The organism is Thalassobaculum salexigens DSM 19539 (assembly GCF_000423805.1).
Classification (GTDB): domain Bacteria; phylum Pseudomonadota; class Alphaproteobacteria; order Thalassobaculales; family Thalassobaculaceae; genus Thalassobaculum; species Thalassobaculum litoreum.
Window position 1 is genome coordinate 977,444 of the sequence record NZ_KE384094.1, and the last position, 20,595, is coordinate 998,038.

A 20,595-nucleotide genomic window follows, 5' to 3' on the forward strand; every position below is an offset into this window, starting at 1 on the left:
CTCGTCGACGGAGTTCAGCCGGTACGGGAAGGCGTGCCCGATCATTTTCGAGCCCGTGCCGTGGATGGCGATGTGGCGCAGGCAGCGGACGGACTGATACCCGAGGGATTCTGAGAGCCTGTACGACGCGATATCCATGGATTGTCCCTCCAGCTACTCGGCCCGGACACTTAGCCCAGTCACTCGGAAGCCTCGGTCGGAGGCGAGCTTACCAGGGAAACGCGGACACAAGGGCGGGTATAGAAAATCCCCACGCTGCCAGGGCTGCACGACCCGACGCGATTGTCGGTGCCGGCAAAGGATGTTCGGCCGAATCGCCCGGCCGGACATCCTCGGACGGCTTATTCCGCCGCTTGGGCGCGCACCCGCACGCCGCCGCGCGGGCCGGTATTCATCCGGTCGGCGAAGTTGCGGTCGAGTGGGCGGCCGTCGCGCAGGTTCAGCCAGAGCCGCCACAGGTCGCGCCGGCGCTCCTCCTCCGGCCAGTCCTCGAAGGCGTTGCGGGCGTGCAGGACCGTGTGGTTCGACAGGAACTGAATGTCGCCCTGCTGGAACACCATGTCGTAGCGGAACGGCTTGCTCATCGCGAGTTCGCCCACCGCCTTCACCGCCTCCAGCGCCTTGCCTTCGAGCGGCTGGCCGGCCTTGCGCATGCCGTCGACGATGGTCTTCTCGTTGAAGCGGCAGGACATCCGACCCTCGAACCAGGAGAACACCGGCACCTTGTGGAAGGTGGTCTCGTCCGGATTGTCGGTCGCGCCCTCGCCGCGCAGGTCGAAATGGAAACCTTCCATCAGGTAGGGCAGGTACTCCGGATGTTCCTTGGCGATGTGGTTGTACACCGCCAGGGACGAGGCGATCAGGCTCTCGCCGCCGGACTTGGCCGGATGGCGGCACAGCAGGCCGACCATGTCGGCGGCGTCGCAATGGGCCTTGAGCTGGGCGCTGGTGGTGTAGCCGCGCACGTTCTTGGCCTGGTAGTCCCGGCCCTGGTCACGGACATGGCCGAGCAGGTGGCCGTCGGCGTTCTGCGCCACGGGAAGACCGAGATGCACGCCGATGCCCCAGTACAGCGCCAGCAGCGCGTCCTCGTCGTAGCGCTTGGCATCCAGCCCCCGGATCAGCACGAAGCCGCGCCCGTTGTCGATCTCATGCGCCCAGCCGGCGATGGTGTCGGCCAGAGCGGTCAGCGGAAAGTCGTCGCGGATGAACCGCTGCGCGGTCAGGCCCTTGGCGAGCACCGCCTCCACGGCCCGGTCCAGCTCGGCAATCTCGCCGTCGGACAGGCGGTGGATCCAGCGCTCGTCGCGCTCCAGATCCTCGGCCAGCCAGACCGCCGGATCGTCCACGGGACCGTCGGGCATCGCGATGGCGGGCGCTGGGGTAGCCATGATTTCCTCTCCTTAAGGCTCGCTCCCCCGACGGGAACGGATCCCCCATGACGGGTAGCAATGCAGCTCTGACGGCGCTTATTGTTGCGATTAAATCATCACAGGGGAGGAATGTCATGAGGCTGGATGGAAAGTCCGCCATCGTCACCGGCGCCAGCCAGGGCATCGGCGCCGCCATCGCCGAAGCCTATGCGAAGGCGGGCGCGGAGGTGCTGATCACCGCCCGCAGCCAGGAGAAGCTCGATGCCGTCGCTTCCGGAATCCGGGCCGCCGGTGGCCGGGCGGAGACCTTCGCCGGGGACCTGAAGCAGCCCGGCACCGCGGCCGAGGTGGTGGACGCCGCGGTCACGGCGTTCGGCAAGCTGGACATCCTCGCCCACAGCGCCGGCGCGACGAAATACGGCGACTTCTTCGATCTGACCGATGCCGATTTCGAGGACGGATTCGCCCTCAAGTATTACGGGGCCGTGCGCATGACCCGGGCCGCCTGGCCGCATCTGATAAAGACCAAGGGCTGCATCCTCAACGTCATCGGCGTCGGCGCCCGGGTGTCGGAGAAGAACTTCGCCATCGGCGGGTCGGTCAACTCCGCGCTGACCAATTTCACCAAGGCCATGGCCGACCGCGGCGTGCAGGACGGGGTGCGGGTCAACGCCATCCATCCGGGCCCGGTGCTCACCCCGCGCATCCGTCAGCGGGTCGAGTTCATCATGCGCGAGGAGGGCATCGACGAGGCCGCCGCCCTGGCGAAGATGGAGGCGAACTGGCGGGTGATGCGGCTCGGCAAACCGGAGGATATCGCCAACCTCGCCGTTTTCGCGGTGTCGGAGGCCGGCAACCTTCTGCAAGGTAGCGTGATCGACATGGACGGGGGCGCCACCCGCGCCCTCTGAGCGAGCCCGCACCCGCCCGGCTCTCAATCTGAAGGTCTCCGAATGCGCCACGCTGGACTCTGGTTGCTCACCCTCGCCCTGGGCGGCCTCGGCGGGTACGCGTTCTCGCGCCTGGGGGTGCCGCTCGCCTGGCTGTTGGGCAGCCTGGCGGTGGTGGCGGCGGTCGGCCTGTGCGGCTTCAGGCTGGCGATGCCGCCGGGCGGGCGCCAGGTCGGGCAGGTGCTGCTCGGCTGCGCCATCGGCCTGACCTTCACCCCGCAGGTCGCCGCCTATGTCGCCGGCTTCCTGCCGGTGATGATCGGCGCCGCCTTCCTGTCCATCGGATACGGCGTCCTGGCCGGCCTCGCCCTGCTGCGGACGTCCGGCACCGATCCGGCGACCGCCTTCTTCTCCAGCGTGCCCGGCGGGGTGGTGGAGATGTCGGTGCTGGCCGAACAGCATAAGGGCGACACCGCCTCGGTCTCGCTCGCCCAGTCCCTGCGCATCCTGCTGGTGGTCATCACGATCCCGCCGATCGTCACCCTTCTCGGCCTGACCGGCTCCGACCCGTTCGAGCTGCTCGTCCTACCGTTTCAGCCCCTCGGGCTCGCCGTGCTGCTGGCGGGATGCGCGGCGCTGGGCTGGCTCGGCGGCCGGCGCAAGATCGCCAATGCCTGGTTCCTCGGCCCCATGCTCGTGGCCCTGGCCGTGTCGATCTCGGGCAACGTGCTGTCCGGCGTGCCGACGGAACTGGTCAACTTCGCCCAGGTGGTGATGGGCGCCACGCTGGGCCTGCGCTACCAGCGCGACCGGGTCCTCGCCCTGCGGCGGTTCCTGGCCCCGGCCTTCCTGTCGACGGTGATCCTGGTCGGGCTCAACGTGGCGACGGGCATCGTCATCGGCCTGTTGGTCGGTCTGCCGCCGGTAACCATGGCCCTGGCGATCTCCCCCGGCGGCATGGCCGAGATGAGTATCACCGCCAAGATCCTGCACCTGGGCGTGCCCATCGTCGTCGCCTTCCACGTGGTGCGGATCTTCCTGGTGATCGGCTTCACCGGGCAGGTCTACAAGCGGGTGTTCCTGCCACGGGCCTAGCGCAAGTTAGCGGTTTGACGGGCCCGGTGCCGGCTCCTACGCTTCCTCCCAACAAACAAATGCCGCTCCATGGGAGGAGACGATGACCGTTCAGGACAGCCTCGACGTCACCCGCGCGCTTGGCGATTTTGCCGCCGGTCTGACGCTTTCCGACATTCCCGAGGACGTGGCATCCCGGGCCAAGACGCTGATTCTCGACACCATGGGCATCGCCGTGCGCGCCCAGCACGAGGCGCCCTCCACCCCGTCCCTGATCGCCGCCGCCCGGGCGCTCGGCTACGCCAACGGATCCTCCCGGGTGATCGGCAGCCGAGACGGCTGGACCCCGCCGGGGGCGGCCTGGCTGAACGGCGCGCTGGCCCACAGCCTCGATTTCGACGACACCCATGCCGGCGGCTCGATCCACCCGTCGGCACCGATCGTGCCGGCCGCCTTCGCCGCCGCCGAGATGTCGGGCTGCGACGGCGCGACGGTGCTGGCCGCCATCATCGCCGGCTACGAGGTGCAGATCCGTCTGTCGCTCGCCCTCAACCCGATCGACCACTACAACCGCGGCTACCACCCGACCGCCACCTGCGGCGTGTTCGGCGCGGCGGCCGCCGCCGGGCGCTGTCTCGGCCTCTCCGGCGAGCGCATCGCCGCCAGCTTCGGCATCGCGCTCAGCCAATCCGCCGGATCGCTGGAGTTCCTGGCCGAAGGCTCGTGGAGCAAGCTGTTCCAGGTCGGCTGGGCGGCGCAGAGCGGTGTGGTCGCCGCCCGCCTTGCCGCCGAGGACTTCAAGGCGCCGGCGCATGGGATCGACGGCAAGCGCGGCTTCCTCGCCCTCTATGCCCCGAACGCCACGCCGGCCAAGGCCGCCGCCGGGCTGGGCAGCGTGTGGGAGACCCTGAACGTCGCGGTGAAACCCTACCCCTCCTGCCGCTACAGCCACGCGCCGATGGATGCGGTGATGGAACTGCGGGCCGCCAACGACATCAAGGCGGAGGAGGTCACCGCCATCCGCATCGGCCTGCCGGCCAACGGCATGACCATCATCGGCGGCCCGATCGAGATGAAGCGCAAGCCGGTCACTGTAGTGGACGGCCAGTTCTCCATGCCGTTCCTCGCCGCCGCCGCCCTGCGCCTGGGCGGGTTCGGCTGGGACGACTACAAGACCCATCTGACCGACAAGACCACCCTGGACCTGACCAACAAGGTTTCCTGCGAGCTCGACGCCCGCTGCGATGCCGCCTTCCCGGTGAACATGGCCGGATCGGCGACCATCGAGACCACCCGCGGCAGCTTCGAGACCTTCGTGGAGGTGCCCAAGGGCGAGCCGGACAACTGGCCGAGCGAGGACGAACATAGAGCGAAGTTCGATGCGCTGGTCGACCCCTGCCTGGCGCCGGAGCGGGCGGCCGCCCTGGCCGAGGCCATCCTGAGCCTGGACCGTCAGACCGCCATCGCCGGGGTGCTCGACCTGTCGCGTCCGGCGCCGCAGCCTCTGCGCGCGGCGGGTGAGGAATGAGCGGAGCCAGGGACGGCGACGGCCGGTACTACGACGACTTCGCCGTCGGCGACGTCTACGAGCACTGGCCGGGCCGGACCATCAACGAGGCCGATAACACCTGGTTCACCCTGCTGACCATGAACACCCATCCGGCGCATTTCGATGCGGAATACGCCGCCGGGACGGAGTTCGGCCGGCTGCTGGTGAATTCCTGCCTGACCCTGTCGATCGTGACCGGCATGACGGTGCGAGACACCTCGCAGCGGGCGATCGCCAATCTGGGCTGGACCGACATCAAGATGCCGGCCCCGGTCTTCGTCGGCGACACGCTCTATGCCAGCTCCGAAATCCTGGAGAAGCGGGAATCCAAATCCCGCCCGCACCAGGGCATCGTCCGCTTCGCCACCACCGGCCGCAAGCAGGACGACACCGTGGTCATGACCTACGAACGCACCATCCTGGTGCCGAAACGCCCGCGGGAGGGGTGAGATGGCGGTGGCGGAAGACCAGGCGGCCCTGGACGAACAGGAAGCCCTGATTCTCGACGCGGTCGACCGCTTCCTGGAGCGCGACGTGCGCCCGGTCGCCCACGACCTGGAGGCCCGCGACGAATGGCCGGCCAAGATCGTGGAGAAGATGAAGGATCTGGGCCTGTTCGGCGCCACCATAGGCGAGGAATACGGCGGCCTCGGCCTCTCGGCGGCGACCTACTCGAAGATCGTGGAGCGGGTGTCGGCGGTCTGGATGTCGGTCTCCGGCATCTTCAACAGCCACCTGATCATGGCCCAGGCGGTCGAGCGCGCCGGCACAGAGGAGCAGAAGCGCAAGTGGCTGCCCAAGTTCGCCAGCGGCGAACTGCGCGGCGGCATCGCCCTGACCGAACCGGATGCCGGCACCGACCTTCAGGGCATCCGCACCACCGCCCGTAAGGACGGCAACGGCTACCGGGTCAACGGCACCAAGACCTGGATCTCCAACTCGGTGCAGGGCCACCTGCTGGCCGTGCTGGTGAAGACCGATCCCCAGGCCGAACCGCGGCACAAGGGCATGTCCCTGATGCTGATCGAGAAGGGCGAGGGGGTCTCCGTCTCCAAGCTGGAGAAGCTCGGCTACAAGGGCATCGATTCCGGCGAGCTGGTCTATGACGACTGTTTCGTGCCGGCCGACAACCTGATCGGCGGCGAGGAGGGCCGGGGGCTGCAGCAGATCCTCGGCGGGCTGGAGCTCGGCCGGATCAACGTCGCCGCCCGCGGCGTCGGCATCGCCCGCGCCTGTCTGGAAGAGAGCGTGCGCTACGCCCAGCAGCGCAAGACCTTCGGCAAGCCGATCGCCGACCACCAGGCGATCCAGTTCAAGCTGGCCGACATGGCGACCCAGGCCGAGGCCGCCCGCCTCCTGGTCGAGCAGGCCGCCAAGGCCTATGACCGGGGCGAGCGCTGCGACCTGGAGGCCGGCATGGCCAAGCTGTTCGCCACCGAGGCCGCCGTTCACAACTCCCTGGAGGCGATGCGCCTGCACGGCGCCTACGGCTATTCCAAGGAATTCAACATCGAGCGCTATTACCGCGACGCTCCCCTGCTGGCGATCGGCGAAGGGACCAACGAGCTGCAGCGGATCATCATCGCCAAGCAGTTGGTCGCGCGCTCTCCCGCTTAGACCGCCTCCGCATAGGTGCGCCGTCCCGCAGGAGGGGCGGCTATCGAATTTTCGAAAATTTGATTTTCATTGTAGTTTTTCTGCAATGCCTGCAATCAATAGGTTCAGAGTATTCGATGCTCGGCGTCAGATGACCGAACTCGGCCGCCGCCGACCGGCGTGACGATCGAACGGGGCGAGGCGGAATGATCGAAGCCTCAGGTGCACAGGGCGCAGATCCGGGACCGATCGCGTGGTCCAAACGCGCACCGACGGTCGCCTATGCGATCGGCCTGACGCTGGTCGGCCTGATCGCCACGGTGATCTGGCTCACCACCATCTTCATGGTCTCGACCCAGGACCAGCTTGCCGCCGAGATCAATGTCGCCGGACGCCAGCGCATGCTGACCCAGAAGACCGCTTTCCTGACGGCGTCCCTGCCCGCCGCGACGCCGGCCGAACGGTCCGGCCTCATCGCCGAGATTTCGGCCTGCACGGATCTGCTGGAGCGCGCGCACCGGATCATGCTGAGCCGGAATGCCGAGGCGCTGCAGGCAACGGCGGCCGAAGGCGCGGACTGCCTGCCCGGGACGGTGGAGCCGATGCCCCAGGGCGAGATGTCGCCTGCCCTCGGCGCCGCCTATTTCGACGGCCCCCAGCCGGTCGATCCGCTGCTCACCCGCTATATCGGGCTGCTGCGCACCCTGATCGCGCTTCCGCCGGGGGCGGCCGAGGGGATCGACGCGACCCAGGCGGCGATCTTCGACATCGCCCATACCGATCTTCCCCGCCGGCTGGACCGCGTCGCCCAGATCATCCAGCGCGAGGGCGAGGCCCATCTCGAGCAGCTGGTGCTGACCAAGACCCTGATGTGGGTGGCGACCCTGATTCTGCTGGTACTGGAGGTCATCTTCATCTTCCGCCCGATGGTCCGCCATATCGAGCGGACGATCCGGTCGATCCAGCACATGGCCTTCTCGCTGGCGGAACGCAGCCGCGCGGAGGAGGAGCTGCGGCTCGCCAACGACGCCAAGACCCGGTTCCTGGCGCAGATGAGCCACGAACTGCGCACGCCGCTGAACGCCATCATCGGCTACGCGCAACTGCTGGACTCGGCCGACAGCCTCGGGATAACGCCGGCCAAGCGCAAGGAATACGCCGGCGACATCAAGGCGTCCGGCGAACACCTGCTCGAGTTGGTGACCGACCTGCTCGACCTGTCGCGGATCGAGACCGACACGATCAGCGTCAACCGGGACATCGTCGATATCGGCCGGGTCGTCGGCGGCGTGGCGGCGATGATGCGCACCAAAAGCCACGACCGGCATCAGCACATCACCGTCGCCCGTCCCGATTTCCCGGTTTGCGCCCGCATCGACGAGCGGTTGCTGCGCCAGGCGCTGATCAATCTGGTCGACAACGCGGTGAAGTACGGACGCGACGGCGGCCATGTCCACATCGCCTTCGCGCAACCCGACCAGGACGACGTGGAGATCGTCGTCGAGGATGACGGGATCGGCTTCGACATGCGCGACCTGTCCATGCTGATGGAGCCGTTCGCCCGGGCGCAGTCGGATCCGACGGTGGCGCCGGACGGGTTCGGCCTCGGCCTGCCGCTGGCCCGGCGCCTGATCGAGCTGCAGGACGGCGCCCTGACCCTGTGGAGCGCGCCCGGGAAGGGCACCCGGGCGCTTGTCCGAGTGCCCTCGGTCGAGCGGCCGTACAGACCGTATCCGGCCGGCGACTGACCGGGACCCGCGCTCAGCGATGCGCCTCCGGCACCCAGTCCGCGACGGGGCGGTTCCAGAACCGGTTCGGATTGTCCTCGTCCTGACCGCGCACATGCAGGCTGCGCAGGGCCGGGGCGACCAGCACCACCGGCTCCTCGTAGGGGTGGACGCTGTAGACCGCCTCAAGCACCGCGGTCAGGTCGATCGAATTGGGCAGGAAGCAGGTGATCCGCTGGCACGGGACCCGCGTGGTGTCGGCCGTCGCGGCGTTGCGGCCGCTCCCCAGGGAGCGGAACTGCTGGCTACCGGATGCGCTGCGAAAGGCGACCCGCTCGTAGTCGCCCCAATTGAGCGGCACCACCTCCAGGATCGCCGCCACCACCGCGTCGGCCCGCTCTTCGGGAACCTCCACGGTGAGCGTGTGGCCGGCTTCCGTCGTGAAGCGCGGGGTCTCACGGACTAGGAACATGATCGATCTCCTGCGGCGCGATGCCGAAATGGCGGGTGAAGGCGGCGTGGCCTGCGTCGGTTACGGTCAGCACGCGCGGCGCGCCGCGGCGGAGCCAGTCCCGCTCGAGCGCGTGCGCCATCAGGTCGGCCCCAAGCGAGCCGGACAGATGCGGCCGGCGCTCGGTCCAGTCCAGGCACAGGCGGGCGGCGTCCCAGCCCTTTCGTGGCCGAAGGCCGAGCTCCTCGAAGAACGCCGGTCGCGCGAGGGCGACGCTGTCACCATCCAGGGCGATCACCCCCTGGACGATCAGGGCGTCCAGCAGCAGCACACCAAGACGCCCGGCAATATGGCTGTAGCAGCTTCGCGCGCCGAGCAGGTCGGCATTGCCGGGGCTGCGCCGGGCGCGGTGCAGATAGGGTTCCGGGGTCAGCCCGCCGAGACGCTCCAGCAGGTCGGCCGCCTCGGCCGACGCGAGACGGTGATAGATCGAGCGGCCCGATCGCATCGACACGGTCAGCCCGGCATCGGCCAGGCGGCGCAGATGGGCGGTCGCCGTCGGCTCCGCCATCCCGGCGGCCAGGGCCAGTTCCTTGTTGGTGAAGGCGCGGCCGTCCATCAGCACGCAGAGCATCCGGGCCCGGCCCTCATTGGCCAGCGCGGCGCCGATCAGCTCGAATTTCGCGGACAGGGTCATGGGCCGATCATGACGCGCCGGGCAGGTAGGGCAATCCGGAACGCTTCACGAATGCCCGAAGCGTTCCTAAAGCAGGACGGAGATCCGGCGGCCGATCTCCGCGGCGAGCACAGCGAGGCTGACCACCGCCCCGGCCAGGGGCAGCCAGATCGGCAGATCCGGTGCCTCCGGCGGGGTCGGGCCGCGCCGCTTCAGCCGCCAGAGCGCCAGGTTGCAGAGCGCGAAGACCGCCAGCGTCACCAGCGAGGTCGTGCCGGCCAGGGTGGCGATGGGAAAGATCAGGGCAAGCGTCACGATCACGCCGACCACCAGCACCGTGGCGATCACCGGCGTGTGGGTGATCGGATTCACCCGTCCCAGGAAGACCGGCAGCGAACCCTGGCGCGACAGGCCGAACAGGACCCGCGACGCCATGACCATCTGCACCAGCACCCCGTTCACCGTCGCCAGCACGGCGATCGCGCCGAGGATCCGGGCGTCCCCGCCTCCGGCGGCATAGACCAGCGCCAGCGGCGCCTCGGATCCGGCGAGGTCCACCAGGGGCAGCACCGCCAACGCCGTCACCGAAACCGCCAGATACAGACCGCCGGCGATGACCAGGGTGGCGACGATGGCGATCGGCATGGTGCGCGCCGGCGCCTTCACCTCCTCGGCGACGTTGACGATGTCCTCGAAGCCGATGAAGGCATAGAAGGCGAGAACCGCCCCGGCGAAGACGCCGACCAGCGGGAACGGCGCCGTCGGCGCCAGAATCTCGGCAACCGGCAACCCCCCTGCCCCACCGACCGCCACGCCGGTGGCGACCACCAGCACCAGGCCGCCGATCTCCACCAGGGTGAGAACGGCGGCGGCCAGTGTCGATTCCGCGATACCCCAGACCGCGAGCCCGCCGAGGGTCGCGCAGAGAACGACGATCGCCACCGCTTCCGGCACCGCGATCAGGGTGCGCAGATAGCCGACGCCGCCGACCACCACGCTGGCCGCGGAGATCATCCCGGCGGCGGCGACCATCAGGCCGACCAGCAGGGAGAGCCGCTCCGAAGCGAAGGCTTCGCGCACATAAAGCGCCTCGCCGGCGCTTTTCGGCATGCGGGCCGACAGCTCGGTGAAGGACAGGGCGGTCACGCCCGCCAGCAGCGCCGCGAGCAGGAAGCTGTACGGGGTCCAGGCCCCCGCCCGGGCCGCGACCTCGCCGATCAGCACATAGATTCCCGCACCGATGGTCGTGCCGACACCGTAAAGCGTCAGCAGTCCGGGTCCCAGGCGGCGGGCGAGTTCGGGCTCGGCGATCATGCCGGCAGCTTACGCGGTTTCCGCGCCCGCGCCTTGCGCCAGATCAAGGCCGTCGCGTCGGACCGCCGGTGTGGCGCTCGTAATCCATGGGCGTTCGTCGAGCATGGGCGGACGATCGCGGTCCGGCCACCCGTGCTGGACCGCGTCAGGCGGGGTCCGGTCAGGCCGGATCCGGCAGGGTCAGGCGGATGACGCCCTTGGCGGATCGGATGTCCACGGGCTTGCCCTTGCGCAGCACCTGAATCGCGCCGCGGTCCTGCAGGGACGCCGCCGCAGCCCGCACGGAGCGCAGGAGCGGCCGCCAGGTCGGAGTCTCGTTCGGATCGCCGCCGGCGGCGCGCGCCACCTCGTCCGGGCTGATGGATTTGCCCGGTCCGCTCGCGGCGCACCGTTCCAGGATCAGCGCCTCCAGGCGCTCGACAGTTGCTTCGGTCGGTTCACTTGCCATATAGCCAGCATAGTCCGACAGGCGGGAAGGACCAGAAGAATGCTGGGCACGATCGACGCGGTCATCATCGGCGCGCTGGCGTTCGCCGGAGGGCATTTCGCCCTGTCCTCGGCACCGATCCGGGACCGGGCGGTCGAGGCGATCGGCGAGGAGAAGTTCCGCGGCCTGTATTCGCTGGTCATGCTGGGCGCCCTGGTCTGGCTGATCCTGGCGTTCCGCGACGCCCCGTATGTCGAGGTCTGGCTGCCATCTGCGGCGACCAAGTGGATCCCCAACATCCTGGTGCCGCTCGCCTGCATCCTGCTGGTCGCCGGCATCACCACCCGCAGCCCGACCTCGGTCGGCGGCGAGGCGATGATGGCCGAGCCGACGACCCTCAAGGGCATTCTCACCATCACCCGGCATCCGTTCCTGTGGGGTACGGGCCTGTGGTCGCTCGGGCATCTGGCGACCAACGGGGATCTCGCTTCGATCCTGCTGTTCGGCGCCGTGGCGGTGCTGTCCTTCGCCGGCATGCCGGCGCTCGACGCCAAGCTCCGGCGCAAGGTGGACAGCGCCTGGGGTCCGGTGGCGATGACCACCTCGGTCATCCCGTTCCTGGCGGTGATCCAGGGCCGCACCAGCCTCGACCTGGCCGGCATCGGCTGGTGGCGGCTGGGCCTGGGCGTGCTGGTCTGGGTCCTGCTCTACGGCGCGCACCCCTATTACGCCGGGGTCTGGCCGCATCCGGGATAAGGCCAGAACCCGCCTCGTCAGACGCGCTGTCCTGCTGCTAGTCTCGGGACCTTTCTCACCGGTACAGGCGGCACGTCATGCCCTCCACCACCCCTCCGATCTTCGACGGCCATAACGACGTCCTGCTCCGCCTGCACCGCAAGGACGCGGCCGACGCGGCGACCCAGTTCGTCCAGGGGGACAACCGGGGCCATCTCGATCTGCCGCGCATGCAGAAGGGCGGGTTCGGCGGCGGCTTCTTCGCCGTGTTCGTGCCCTCGCCGAAGGACCCGAACGTCGACAACTTCACCGACTCCATGCAGGGCGACAGCTACGACCTGCCGCTGCCGGCCGAGCTCGACATCGGCTACGCCCAGCCCATCGCCCTGGAGATGATGGGACTGCTGTTCCAGATCGAGAAGGAGAGCGAGGGCGCCTTCACCGTCTGCCGCACCGCCGCCGACATCCGGGGCGCGCTGGAGCGCGGGTCGGTCGCCGCCATCCTCCATATCGAGGGGGCCGAGACCATCGATCCGGAGTTCCGCTCGCTGGAACTGCTGTACCAGGCGGGCCTGCGCTCGATCGGCCCGGTATGGAGCCGGCCGACCGCCTTCGCCCACGGGGTGCCGTTCCGCTTCCCCGGCAATCCCGATACCGGCCCGGGCCTCACCGATCTCGGCAAGGAGCTGATCCGGCGCTGCAACGAGATGGGGGTGATGGTCGACCTGTCGCACCTGAACGAGGCCGGGTTCTGGGACGTGGCGAAGCTCAGCGACGCGCCGCTGGTCGCCACCCATTCCAACGCCCACGCGCTCAGTGCCAGCACCCGCAACCTGACCGACAGGCAGCTCGCCGCGATCCGCGAGAGCGACGGCATGGTCGGCGTCAACTTCGCCACCTGTTTCCTGCGCGAAGACGGACAGATGAACGCCCAGACCGGGCTCGACGTGATGATGCGCCATTTCGACCACCTGATCGAGCATGTGGGCGAGGACCGGGTCGGCTTCGGATCGGATTTCGACGGGGCGACAATCCCGGGCGATATCGGCGACGTTGCCGGCCTGCCGGTCATGCGCCAGGCGATGCGCGATCACGGCGTGGACGACGCGCTGATGGAGAAGCTGTGCTGGGGCAACTGGGTCCGGGTGCTGGAGAAGACCTGGGGCGGCTGAGACCGGGCGCCACCGTACCGACCGAAAGGGAGACCCCATGGCGACCGAGACCCAACTCCTGTTCCAGCCGCTGACGATCCGCGGCATCACCCTGCCCAACCGGGTGGTGCTGTCGCCGCTGTGCATGTATTCGGCGCGGGACGGGCTGGCGAACGACTGGCACTTCTCACATCTGAGCGCGTTCGCGCGCGGCGGCACCGGCCTGGTCTTCACCGAGGCGACGGCCGTGCGGCCCGAGGGGCGGATCACCCATGGCTGCTGCGGGCTGTGGACCGACGCCCAGGCCGAGGCCTATGCACCGATCGCGACTTTCATCTCCGGCACCGGCATGATCCCGGCGGTGCAGCTCGCCCATGCCGGCCGCAAGGCCTCGGTGGCGGAGCCCTGGACCGGCGGCAAGCCGCTCGGCCCCAAGTCGCCGAGCGATGCCGAGCCGTGGCAGACCGTCGGACCCTCCGCCCTGCCGGTGGGCGAGGACTGGCCGACGCCGCATCCGCTCTCCACCTCGGAGATCGGCGACCTGGTCGACGCCTTCGCCGCGTCGGCCCGGCGGTCGCTGGCGGCCGGCTTCAAGGTGGCGGAAATCCACGCCGCCCACGGGTATCTGCTGCACAGTTTTCTGTCGCCGCTGACCAATCAACGCAACGATTCCTATGGCGGCGACCGGGCCGGGCGGATGCGCTTCCTGCTGGAGGTGGCAGAAGCCGTGCGCGCGGTGTGGCCGGACGAGCTCCCGCTGTTCTGCCGCATCTCGGCAATCGACGGTCCGCAGGAAGGTTGGTCGATCGAGGATTCCGTGGCGCTGGCGACGGAGCTCGGTGCGCGGGGCGTGGATGTGGTCGACTGCTCGTCGGGCGGCATTGCCGGACCGCCGGCCTACCGCGCCGACTATGCCGGCAAGCCGCTGGATCGGGCACCGCGCGGGCCGGGCTTCCAGGTGCCCTTCGCCGAACGCCTGCGGGCCGAGGCCGGGGTGAAGACCATGGCCGTGGGCGTGATCACCGATCCGCATCAGGCCGAGGAGATCCTGCAGCAGGGCCGCGCCGACCTGATCGGGATCGGCCGCGAGCTGATGTACAACCCGTTCTGGGCGGTCCACGCCGCCGAAGCGCTCGGCGCGGATCCGGACTGCGCGCTGTGGGAGACGCAATACGGCTGGGCCATGGTCCGCCGCAGCGAGATCGCGGCCAGCGGCGGGAAGCGGTAGGGGGCGGCGCAGCCTTTCACCCAACAACCGTCATCCCGGACGATCCCGGGCCCGGGCCGGGACCCGGCCGCACGACCCCCCGGGGTCCCGGCCGGTCTCCGGATCAGGTCCGGAGTCCGCCGGGATGACGGGATTGGGAAATCGCAAAGAGGGCCGCCCTACTCCGCGTAGATCATCTTCTTCGTCATGCCGCCGTCGATCACCAGGTTCTGGCCGGTGATGAAGCCCGCTTTGTCGTCGAGCAGGTAGAGCACCGCGTCGGCGATGTCCTCCGGCCGTCCGACCCGGCCGACCGGATGCTGCTCGCGGTCCTCGGCGCTGTGCTCGGCCGCACTGCGCTGCGAGGCCTTCTGCCACGGCCGGGTCTCGATCCAGCCGGGGGAGATCGCGTTGACCCGGATCGCTGGGCCGTCCCGGTACTCCCGGGTGCCGAGCGACATCGCCAGCGCGTGGGTGACCGCCACGACCCCGCCCTTGGCGGCGGAATAGGCCTCGGTGTCCGGCTCGCTCATCAGGGCGCGGGAGGAGGCGATGTTGACGATCGCCCCGCCTCCGGATGCCCGTAGATGGGTGGCACCATGCTTGGCAGTGGCCAGAATGCTGACCAGGCTCACGTCCAACACCTTGCGCACGGCATCCAGGTCGAGGGTCTCGACCGGGCCGTTGGCGTTGATGCCGGCATTATTGACGATGGCGTCGAGCCGACCGAAGCGGTCGACCGTGCGGGCAATGGCGTCGGCAACCACTGCCTCGTCGCCGACATCGCCGGCGACGGTCAGGACGTCGTCAGGCAGTTCGGCCAGGGCCTCGGCGTCGATGTCGATCGCCGCGACCCGCCAGCCGGCGGCGGACAGGGCCAGCACGATCGCCCGGCCGATGCCCTGGGCACCGGCGGTGACGAGCGCGACCCTGTCGGCCATGACGGCCTCAGCCCTACCTTCTTAGCCCTGGAGCATCTTCTTCAGACGCAGGCGCAGGGCGTTCAGCTTGATGAAGCCCTGGGCGTCCTTGTGGTCGTAGTCGGCGACCGCGCTCTCCTCGAAGGTCACCCAGTCGGCGGAGAACAGGCTCTTCTCGGCCTTGCGGGCGACGACCATGGCGTTGCCCTTGTAGAGCTTCATCGTGACCGTGCCGGTGACCGCCTGCTGGCTGAAGTCGATGGCGGCCTGCAGCATCTCGCGCTCCGGCGCGAACCAGAAGCCGTTGTAGATGAGCTTGGCGTAGCGCGGCATCAGCTCGTCCTTCAGATGCCCCATCTCACGGTCCAGCGTCAGGCTCTCCATGGCCCGGTGGGCGACCAGCATGATGGTGCCGCCCGGGGTCTCGTAGAGGCCGCGATTCTTCATGCCGACGAAGCGGTTCTCCACCAGATCGAGGCGACCGATACCATTGGCGCGGCCGAGCTCGTTCAGCTTGGTCAGGATGGTGGCCGGGCTCAGCTTCTGGCCGTCGATGGAGACGGGGTCGCCCTTCTCGAAGCCGATCTCCACGAACGTCGGCTTATCGGGCGCCTCTTCCGGCGCGATGGTGTTCGACCAGATATAGTCGGCCGCCTGGACCGCCGGATCCTCCAGCACCTTCCCCTCGGAGGAGACGTGCAGCATGTTGGCGTCGACGGAGAACGGCGCCTCGCCGCGCTTGTCCTTCGGCACCGGGATCTGGTGCTTCTCGGCGTAGTCGATCAGCGCGGTGCGCGAGGTCAGGTTCCATTCGCGCCACGGGGCGATGATCTTGATGTCGGGCTGCAGCGCGTAATAGCTCAGCTCGAAGCGGACCTGGTCGTTGCCCTTGCCGGTGGCGCCATGGCAGACGGCGTCGGCGCCGGTCTGCTGGGCGATCTCGATCTGCCGCTTGGCGATCAGCGGACGGGCGATCGAGGTACCGAGCAGGTAGGTGCCCTCGTAGACGGTATTGGCCCGGAACATCGGGAAGACGAAGTCGCGCACGAACTCCTCGCGCACGTCCTCGATGAAGATCTCCTTCACGCCCATGAGCTTGGCTTTCTCGCGGGCCGGCTCGAGCTCCTCGCCCTGGCCGAGATCGGCGGTGAACGTCACGACCTCGCATCGGTAGGTGTCCTGGAGCCAGCGCAGGATGATGGAGGTGTCCAGGCCACCGGAATAGGCGAGGACGACTTTCTTCACGGACTCGGTATCGGACATCGCTTGATCAAGGCTCCCTTTCGGCGTGCGGCGCCACCAAGGCGACGCACGACATTCCTGCGCGGCGTTGTAAGGGGGCGGCCGGGACTCGGCAAGAGGGCGGCGGGACCTGACGTCGTGCGGTCGGTCGCGCGGTCAGTCGCGCGGCAGGCGGATCGTCACGCTGGTGCCGGCCCCGGGCAGGCTGTCCACCGTCATCCGACCGCCATGCAGCCCGACCAGCGCGCTGCTCAGCGGCAGGCCGAGGCCGGTGCCCTGGCCGCCGGTGGCCCGGTCCTGCTCGAACGGCCGCATGAGGCGGGGAATCTCCTTGGGATCGATCCCGATGCCGGTGTCCCGCACGATGATGGCCACCGCGTCCGCCTCCTCGGCGGTGCTGAGCTCCACATGGCCGCCGGCCGGCGTGAATTTGATGGCGTTGGCCAGCAGGTTGATCAGCACCTGCTTGATCGCCCGGGGATCGATCCGCAGAGTCAGGGCCGGGTCGACCGGGATGACGTTCAGCTGCAGATCGCCCTCGGTCGCCCGGCCGCGCATCATGCGAACCGCCCGGTCGATCACGTCGCCGACGGACACCTCCTCGATGACGAGGCTGTACTTGCCGGCCTCGACCTTGGACATGTCGAGGATGTCGTTGATCAGGCTGAGCAGGTGCCCGCCGCTCGAATGGATGTCCTCGGCATATTCCCGGTAGCGATCCGCCCCCAAGGGGCCGAATGCCTGCAGCTTGAGGATCTCCGAGAAGCCGAGGATGGCGTTCAGGGGGGTCCGCAACTCGTGGCTCATGTTGGCGAGGAACCGGGACTTGGTCCGGTTCGCCGCCTCGGCCCGCTCCTTCTCCAGGGTGAGCTGCTCGGTGACCACGGCCAGATCGGCGGCGTGCCGCTCCGCGTCGGCGCGCGCGCTGTCCAGCTCGGCCACCCGGGCGCGCAGCACGGCCTCCTTGGCCTTCAGCTCGGTGATCGTGGTGCCGGCGATGATGATCCAGCCGTCCGGCGTCCGGGTCTCGCTGATCAGGGTGACGGCGCCGCTGTCGTGCCAGCGCTCGAACAGCAGTTCCTCGCGCTTCTGTCGGTGCAGCTCCAGCTGCTCGTCGATATCGACCTCGCGCCCGTCGAAGGTCGTGACGACGTCGGTCTTGGTGGCAACACTTCGCGCGCAGGCCTCGAAGGTGATGCCTTGCTGCAGCAGGTCCTCGCCGATCAGCTGCGCATAAGCCTGGTTCCAGACGACCAGCCGGTCGTCGGGATCGAAGATGGCGACCCGGATGTTGATCGATTCCAGGGCCCGATGGAGCACCTCGCGCTGCCGGATGATCTCGGTCACCTCCGAGCCGATGCTGACCTGGCCTCCTTCACGGGTGCGGCGTTCGCGCATGTGGAAGCTCCGCCCGTCGGGGAGCTCGATCTCATAGGTGTCGTCCTGCTCCGAGATCCGGGTCTCGCGGCGCCAGCGGGCGTAGTCGCGGCGCAACGGCGTGGACTCGCTCCGGCCGGCGGCGTCCATCAGGTCATCGAACCCGCGGCCGATCACGGAATCGATCTCCTGCAGCCCGAAGACCTCGATCCAGGCCTCGTTGCAGAGAATGAGCTTGTCGTCCCTGTCGAACAGGGCGAACGGATCCGGGCTGACGATGAAGCTGTCGACGAGGCGGGCCTCCGCCGCTTCCGCCCGGCGCTCCGCGTCCTTCAGGCGGGAGGAGGTTTCGGTCTGCGAGACCGCATCGCTCCACGTCACCAGAACGCCGAGCCGGTGCCGCGCGAAGCGGGCGCGGATGGGCTGCCGGGTTCTGGCCGCGGTGGCATCGAAGGCGCAGTCGACCGGCCGGCCATCGCGCATCACCGCATCGGCAAGACGCAGCGGGTCGCGGCCGATCCAGCCCACCAGGCGCCGCGCCATGCTGGCGCCCAGCAGGGACTCCTTGTCCAGGGCCAGGAGCGACAGGGCGCCCGGCGTCACGTCGGCGCAAAGGAGATCGCACAATGACCGGTCGTCCCCACGAAGGGGAGACAGCAGCATCGCGCCGAGGAAGGCGGAGTCGAGTGTATCCGACGCGGGACTCAGCGCGTTGAGCAGATCTTCCGTTGGATTTTCGGCAACCGCCAACTGAACCGACATTGTAAATCCACCTGCGGCGCACACGCGCCTGATGCGCATTTTCGTCACATGCGGTTAAAATTCTCTGAAGTCTTGTTCCACTCGCCGGATCGTGGCGCCGGAGGCAGCCACAGGGTGACCGCCGTCCCCCGCCCGACCTCGCTGTCGATGGACAGCGTGCCGCCATGGGCCTCGACCAGCGCCTTCGACAGGGACAGACCGAGCCCCGTCCCCTCCTGGCCGCGCCGGGTCATGTCGGACATCTGTTCGAAGGGTTGCAGCAACCGGTCCACGTGTTCCGGCGGAATGCCCGACCCGGTGTCCTGGACCTGCATGGTGAAGCCGCCGTCGTCGCTGCGCACGCGGATCGTGATCTCGCCGCCGGCATCGGTGAAGCGGATGGCATTGGCCAGCAGGTTGATCAGCACCTGCTTGATCGCCCGCCGGTCGAAGTCGCAGTAGATGCCGATCGGCGGCATGTCGATCACCAGGATCAGGCCGGCCTCGGCGACCCGTCCCTTGATCATGCGGCGGACCTCGTGGATCAGGTCGTCGACGGCATTGGTGGTCAGCACGGGCTCGAACTTGCCGGCCTCGATCTTGGCCATGTCGAGCACGTCGTTGATCAGGCTGAGGAGGTGGTGGCCGCTGGCGTGAATGTCGTCGGCATAGCCCCGGTACCGCTCGTGGCCGACCGGGCCGAAGGTCTCGTTCTTCAGGATCTCCGAGAACCCGATGATCGCGTTCAGCGGCGTGCGCAGCTCGTGGCTCATATTGGCGAGGAACTGGGACTTGCTGCGGTTGGCGGACTCCGCGCGCTCCTTCTCGGTATGCAGAAGCTCGGCCATGGCGGTCGCGCGCGCGGCGTGATGTTCCGCTTCCTTGCGGGCCCGCCCCAGATCCTCGACCCGGTATTCCAGGGCGAGTTGATGGCCTTTGAGCGCGGTGATGTCGTGACCGATCAGCACCCGCCCCAACTCGTGCGTCACGTCCTCGTGCACCCGCAGGGTCCGGCCCGTCTCCGCCACCAGCTCGAACTCGAACCGCTGTCCGACCGACGGGTGCCGCGAGATCAGATCGTCGGCCTTCAGCGAATTGCCGCTGCGGGATTTCATGGTGACGCTTGCCTGGGCGATGGCCCGCATCACCGCCGCATAGGGCATGCCCGCGGTGAGCGCCAGGCCCGAGGCCAGGTCGGCCAGCCGGCTGTTCCAGACCGTCAGCCGCTGGTTGGCATCGAACAGGGCGAAGGCCTGGCCGATCGCCTCGAAGGCCTCGCCGATCCGCCGCCGGGTGCGTTCGGCCTCGGTGATGTCGCGGGCGGCGAAGATCCGCTCGCCGGCCTCTGTGCTGTGGAACCGGGACAGCAGCACCCGTCCGTTGTTCAGATGGACGACCACGCCGTCGAGCGTGTCGTTCTGACGATGGGCGAACCAGTATTCGATCCAGGCCTCCTTGCTCGGAAAGCCCGTGGCGGCGTAGTCCACCTTCTCGGAACGCCCCCGAACGATCTCCCAGGCGCTCTGCCCGACAACATCGCTCAGCGCGTCGATGCCCAGGACATCGAGCCACTTGTCGTTGGCGGCGACGAGCCGGTCCTGCGGGTCGTAAACCGCCACCAGGTCGTCACCGTGATCGAGCCAGGTACGGAATCGTGCTTCGGCAACGGCGGTCTGCCGCGTGGCGGAGGGCGGCTCGGCGGAGGGAGGCTCGGCGGCGACCGGCTCGGCGGAGGGAGGCCACAGGTACCACGCGACATAGTCGCCGATGGGGACGATCCTGACGGTGGCGATCGAGACCTGGCGGTCGGGCCCCTGGAGGGCGATTCCCGCCGAGCGGACGGTGCCGTCGCTCAGGACGTCAAGGGTGTGGGAGAGGGCTGTCCTGTTGTCGCCGGACAGCAGGCCGTCGATCGCGCGTCCGACAGGATCCGGTCCGTCGGGGGCCAGCAGCAACCGGGCCGCGCCGTTGGCGGCCACGCAGGTCAGATGCCGTTGCGAAGCCGACAGAATGATCACGGCGTGCTCAAGCGGATCGATCACCGCTTGAACCATGGAAATTCCCCAGTCGTCACCTTGTCGAGACGGTGATCTCACGTTTCACAGCCTACCGTTACGGATCTGCCCATCCTGTGGTCGAGGGAAG

The 20,595-nt window shown here is 68.5% G+C and carries 18 protein-coding genes; 9 read left to right on the forward strand and 9 right to left on the reverse strand.

Features of this window, described 5'->3' with window-relative positions; all coding sequences use genetic code 11:
* Window positions 1-341 precede the first annotated feature (341 nt).
* Window positions 342-1,391 carry a TauD/TfdA family dioxygenase gene (locus G578_RS0119800; protein WP_038015200.1) on the reverse strand — a complete coding sequence of 350 codons (1,050 nt, stop codon included), beginning with the start codon at window positions 1,389-1,391 and terminating at the stop codon, window positions 342-344.
* 116 nt (window positions 1,392-1,507) lie between these two features.
* Here G578_RS0119800 and G578_RS0119805 point away from each other — a divergent pair, with 116 nt between their 5' ends.
* From G578_RS0119805 to G578_RS28705, 6 genes are all read left to right on the forward strand, one after another.
* Complete coding sequence (locus G578_RS0119805; protein ID WP_028795714.1) at window positions 1,508-2,284, forward strand: SDR family oxidoreductase; 777 nt, start codon at window positions 1,508-1,510, stop codon at window positions 2,282-2,284.
* Window positions 2,285-2,326: 42 nt separating this feature from the next.
* Window positions 2,327-3,358, forward strand: a complete 1,032-nt coding sequence (locus G578_RS27280; protein WP_051245045.1) for an AbrB family transcriptional regulator — start codon at window positions 2,327-2,329, stop codon at window positions 3,356-3,358.
* 82 nt (window positions 3,359-3,440) lie between these two features.
* Entirely contained in the window at window positions 3,441-4,865 is a 1,425-nt protein-coding gene (locus tag G578_RS27285; RefSeq protein WP_038015201.1) for an MmgE/PrpD family protein, read from the forward strand.
* Window positions 4,862-5,335 (forward strand): MaoC family dehydratase, encoded by a 474-nt coding sequence (locus G578_RS0119820; RefSeq protein ID WP_028795715.1) that lies wholly within the window; start codon window positions 4,862-4,864, stop codon window positions 5,333-5,335. The genes G578_RS27285 and G578_RS0119820 overlap by 4 nt, the downstream gene beginning before the upstream one ends.
* Before the next feature lies 1 nt (window position 5,336).
* Entirely contained in the window at window positions 5,337-6,503 is a 1,167-nt protein-coding gene (locus G578_RS0119825; protein ID WP_028795716.1) for an acyl-CoA dehydrogenase family protein, read from the forward strand.
* 185 nt (window positions 6,504-6,688) lie between these two features.
* A complete protein-coding gene (locus G578_RS28705; protein WP_028795717.1) occupies window positions 6,689-8,230 on the forward strand; it encodes a sensor histidine kinase in 1,542 nt (513 codons plus the stop codon).
* A gap of 13 nt (window positions 8,231-8,243) precedes the next feature.
* On the opposite strand, the gene G578_RS0119835 is transcribed toward G578_RS28705, so the two are convergent.
* The 4 genes from G578_RS0119835 to G578_RS0119850 all read right to left on the reverse strand — a co-directional run bounded on the left by G578_RS0119835 (window position 8,244) and on the right by G578_RS0119850 (window position 11,098).
* Window positions 8,244-8,681 carry a YqfO family protein gene (locus G578_RS0119835; RefSeq protein ID WP_038015202.1) on the reverse strand — a complete coding sequence of 146 codons (438 nt, stop codon included), beginning with the start codon at window positions 8,679-8,681 and terminating at the stop codon, window positions 8,244-8,246.
* Entirely contained in the window at window positions 8,665-9,357 is a 693-nt protein-coding gene (locus G578_RS0119840) for an ArsR/SmtB family transcription factor (RefSeq protein WP_028795719.1), read from the reverse strand. Before G578_RS0119840 ends, G578_RS0119835 begins: the two co-directional genes overlap by 17 nt.
* Window positions 9,358-9,423: 66 nt before the next feature.
* Window positions 9,424-10,650 carry an APC family permease gene (locus tag G578_RS0119845; protein ID WP_028795720.1) on the reverse strand — a complete coding sequence of 409 codons (1,227 nt, stop codon included), beginning with the start codon at window positions 10,648-10,650 and terminating at the stop codon, window positions 9,424-9,426.
* 160 nt (window positions 10,651-10,810) lie between these two features.
* Window positions 10,811-11,098, reverse strand: a complete 288-nt coding sequence (locus tag G578_RS0119850) for a DUF3253 domain-containing protein (RefSeq protein ID WP_038015203.1) — start codon at window positions 11,096-11,098, stop codon at window positions 10,811-10,813.
* A gap of 39 nt (window positions 11,099-11,137) precedes the next feature.
* Here G578_RS0119850 and G578_RS0119855 point away from each other — a divergent pair, with 39 nt between their 5' ends.
* From G578_RS0119855 to G578_RS0119865, 3 genes are all read left to right on the forward strand, one after another.
* Window positions 11,138-11,833, forward strand: a complete 696-nt coding sequence (locus tag G578_RS0119855; RefSeq protein WP_028795722.1) for an NnrU family protein — start codon at window positions 11,138-11,140, stop codon at window positions 11,831-11,833.
* A gap of 77 nt (window positions 11,834-11,910) precedes the next feature.
* Window positions 11,911-12,984 (forward strand): dipeptidase, encoded by a 1,074-nt coding sequence (locus G578_RS0119860; RefSeq protein ID WP_028795723.1) that lies wholly within the window; start codon window positions 11,911-11,913, stop codon window positions 12,982-12,984.
* A gap of 37 nt (window positions 12,985-13,021) precedes the next feature.
* A complete protein-coding gene (locus G578_RS0119865) occupies window positions 13,022-14,191 on the forward strand; it encodes an NADH:flavin oxidoreductase/NADH oxidase (protein ID WP_028795724.1) in 1,170 nt (389 codons plus the stop codon).
* 158 nt (window positions 14,192-14,349) lie between these two features.
* Here G578_RS0119865 and G578_RS0119870 read toward each other — a convergent pair whose 3' ends face one another.
* The 4 genes from G578_RS0119870 to G578_RS28715 all read right to left on the reverse strand — a co-directional run bounded on the left by G578_RS0119870 (window position 14,350) and on the right by G578_RS28715 (window position 20,504).
* Window positions 14,350-15,111, reverse strand: a complete 762-nt coding sequence (locus G578_RS0119870; RefSeq protein WP_028795725.1) for an SDR family oxidoreductase — start codon at window positions 15,109-15,111, stop codon at window positions 14,350-14,352.
* A 21-nt stretch (window positions 15,112-15,132) separates the two neighbouring features.
* Entirely contained in the window at window positions 15,133-16,353 is a 1,221-nt protein-coding gene (locus tag G578_RS0119875; RefSeq protein WP_028795726.1) for an argininosuccinate synthase, read from the reverse strand.
* Window positions 16,354-16,488: 135 nt separating this feature from the next.
* Entirely contained in the window at window positions 16,489-18,336 is a 1,848-nt protein-coding gene (locus G578_RS28710; protein ID WP_051245046.1) for a sensor histidine kinase, read from the reverse strand.
* Between the two features lie 179 nt (window positions 18,337-18,515).
* Window positions 18,516-20,504 (reverse strand): PAS domain-containing sensor histidine kinase, encoded by a 1,989-nt coding sequence (locus tag G578_RS28715; RefSeq protein ID WP_051245047.1) that lies wholly within the window; start codon window positions 20,502-20,504, stop codon window positions 18,516-18,518.
* Between the last annotated feature and the right edge of the window lie 91 nt (window positions 20,505-20,595).

What these genes read in the sequence shown, in the direction of transcription:
- G578_RS0119865 (WP_028795724.1), top strand. Translation starts at nt 13,022, where the DNA reads ATGGCGACCGAGACCCAACTCCTGTTCCAGCCGCTGACGATCCGCGGC.
- G578_RS28705 (WP_028795717.1), top strand. Translation starts at nt 6,689, where the DNA reads ATGATCGAAGCCTCAGGTGCACAGGGCGCAGATCCGGGACCGATCGCG.
- G578_RS0119875 (WP_028795726.1), bottom strand. Translation starts at nt 16,353, where the DNA reads ATGTCCGATACCGAGTCCGTGAAGAAAGTCGTCCTCGCCTATTCCGGT.
- G578_RS27280 (WP_051245045.1), top strand. Translation starts at nt 2,327, where the DNA reads ATGCGCCACGCTGGACTCTGGTTGCTCACCCTCGCCCTGGGCGGCCTC.
- G578_RS0119870 (WP_028795725.1), bottom strand. Translation starts at nt 15,111, where the DNA reads ATGGCCGACAGGGTCGCGCTCGTCACCGCCGGTGCCCAGGGCATCGGC.
- G578_RS0119855 (WP_028795722.1), top strand. Translation starts at nt 11,138, where the DNA reads ATGCTGGGCACGATCGACGCGGTCATCATCGGCGCGCTGGCGTTCGCC.
- G578_RS0119825 (WP_028795716.1), top strand. Translation starts at nt 5,337, where the DNA reads ATGGCGGTGGCGGAAGACCAGGCGGCCCTGGACGAACAGGAAGCCCTG.
- G578_RS0119840 (WP_028795719.1), bottom strand. Translation starts at nt 9,357, where the DNA reads ATGACCCTGTCCGCGAAATTCGAGCTGATCGGCGCCGCGCTGGCCAAT.
- G578_RS0119800 (WP_038015200.1), bottom strand. Translation starts at nt 1,391, where the DNA reads ATGGCTACCCCAGCGCCCGCCATCGCGATGCCCGACGGTCCCGTGGAC.
- G578_RS0119850 (WP_038015203.1), bottom strand. Translation starts at nt 11,098, where the DNA reads ATGGCAAGTGAACCGACCGAAGCAACTGTCGAGCGCCTGGAGGCGCTG.
- G578_RS0119860 (WP_028795723.1), top strand. Translation starts at nt 11,911, where the DNA reads ATGCCCTCCACCACCCCTCCGATCTTCGACGGCCATAACGACGTCCTG.
- G578_RS0119835 (WP_038015202.1), bottom strand. Translation starts at nt 8,681, where the DNA reads ATGTTCCTAGTCCGTGAGACCCCGCGCTTCACGACGGAAGCCGGCCAC.
- G578_RS27285 (WP_038015201.1), top strand. Translation starts at nt 3,441, where the DNA reads ATGACCGTTCAGGACAGCCTCGACGTCACCCGCGCGCTTGGCGATTTT.
- G578_RS0119805 (WP_028795714.1), top strand. Translation starts at nt 1,508, where the DNA reads ATGAGGCTGGATGGAAAGTCCGCCATCGTCACCGGCGCCAGCCAGGGC.
- G578_RS0119845 (WP_028795720.1), bottom strand. Translation starts at nt 10,650, where the DNA reads ATGATCGCCGAGCCCGAACTCGCCCGCCGCCTGGGACCCGGACTGCTG.
- G578_RS28715 (WP_051245047.1), bottom strand. Translation starts at nt 20,504, where the DNA reads ATGGTTCAAGCGGTGATCGATCCGCTTGAGCACGCCGTGATCATTCTG.
- G578_RS0119820 (WP_028795715.1), top strand. Translation starts at nt 4,862, where the DNA reads ATGAGCGGAGCCAGGGACGGCGACGGCCGGTACTACGACGACTTCGCC.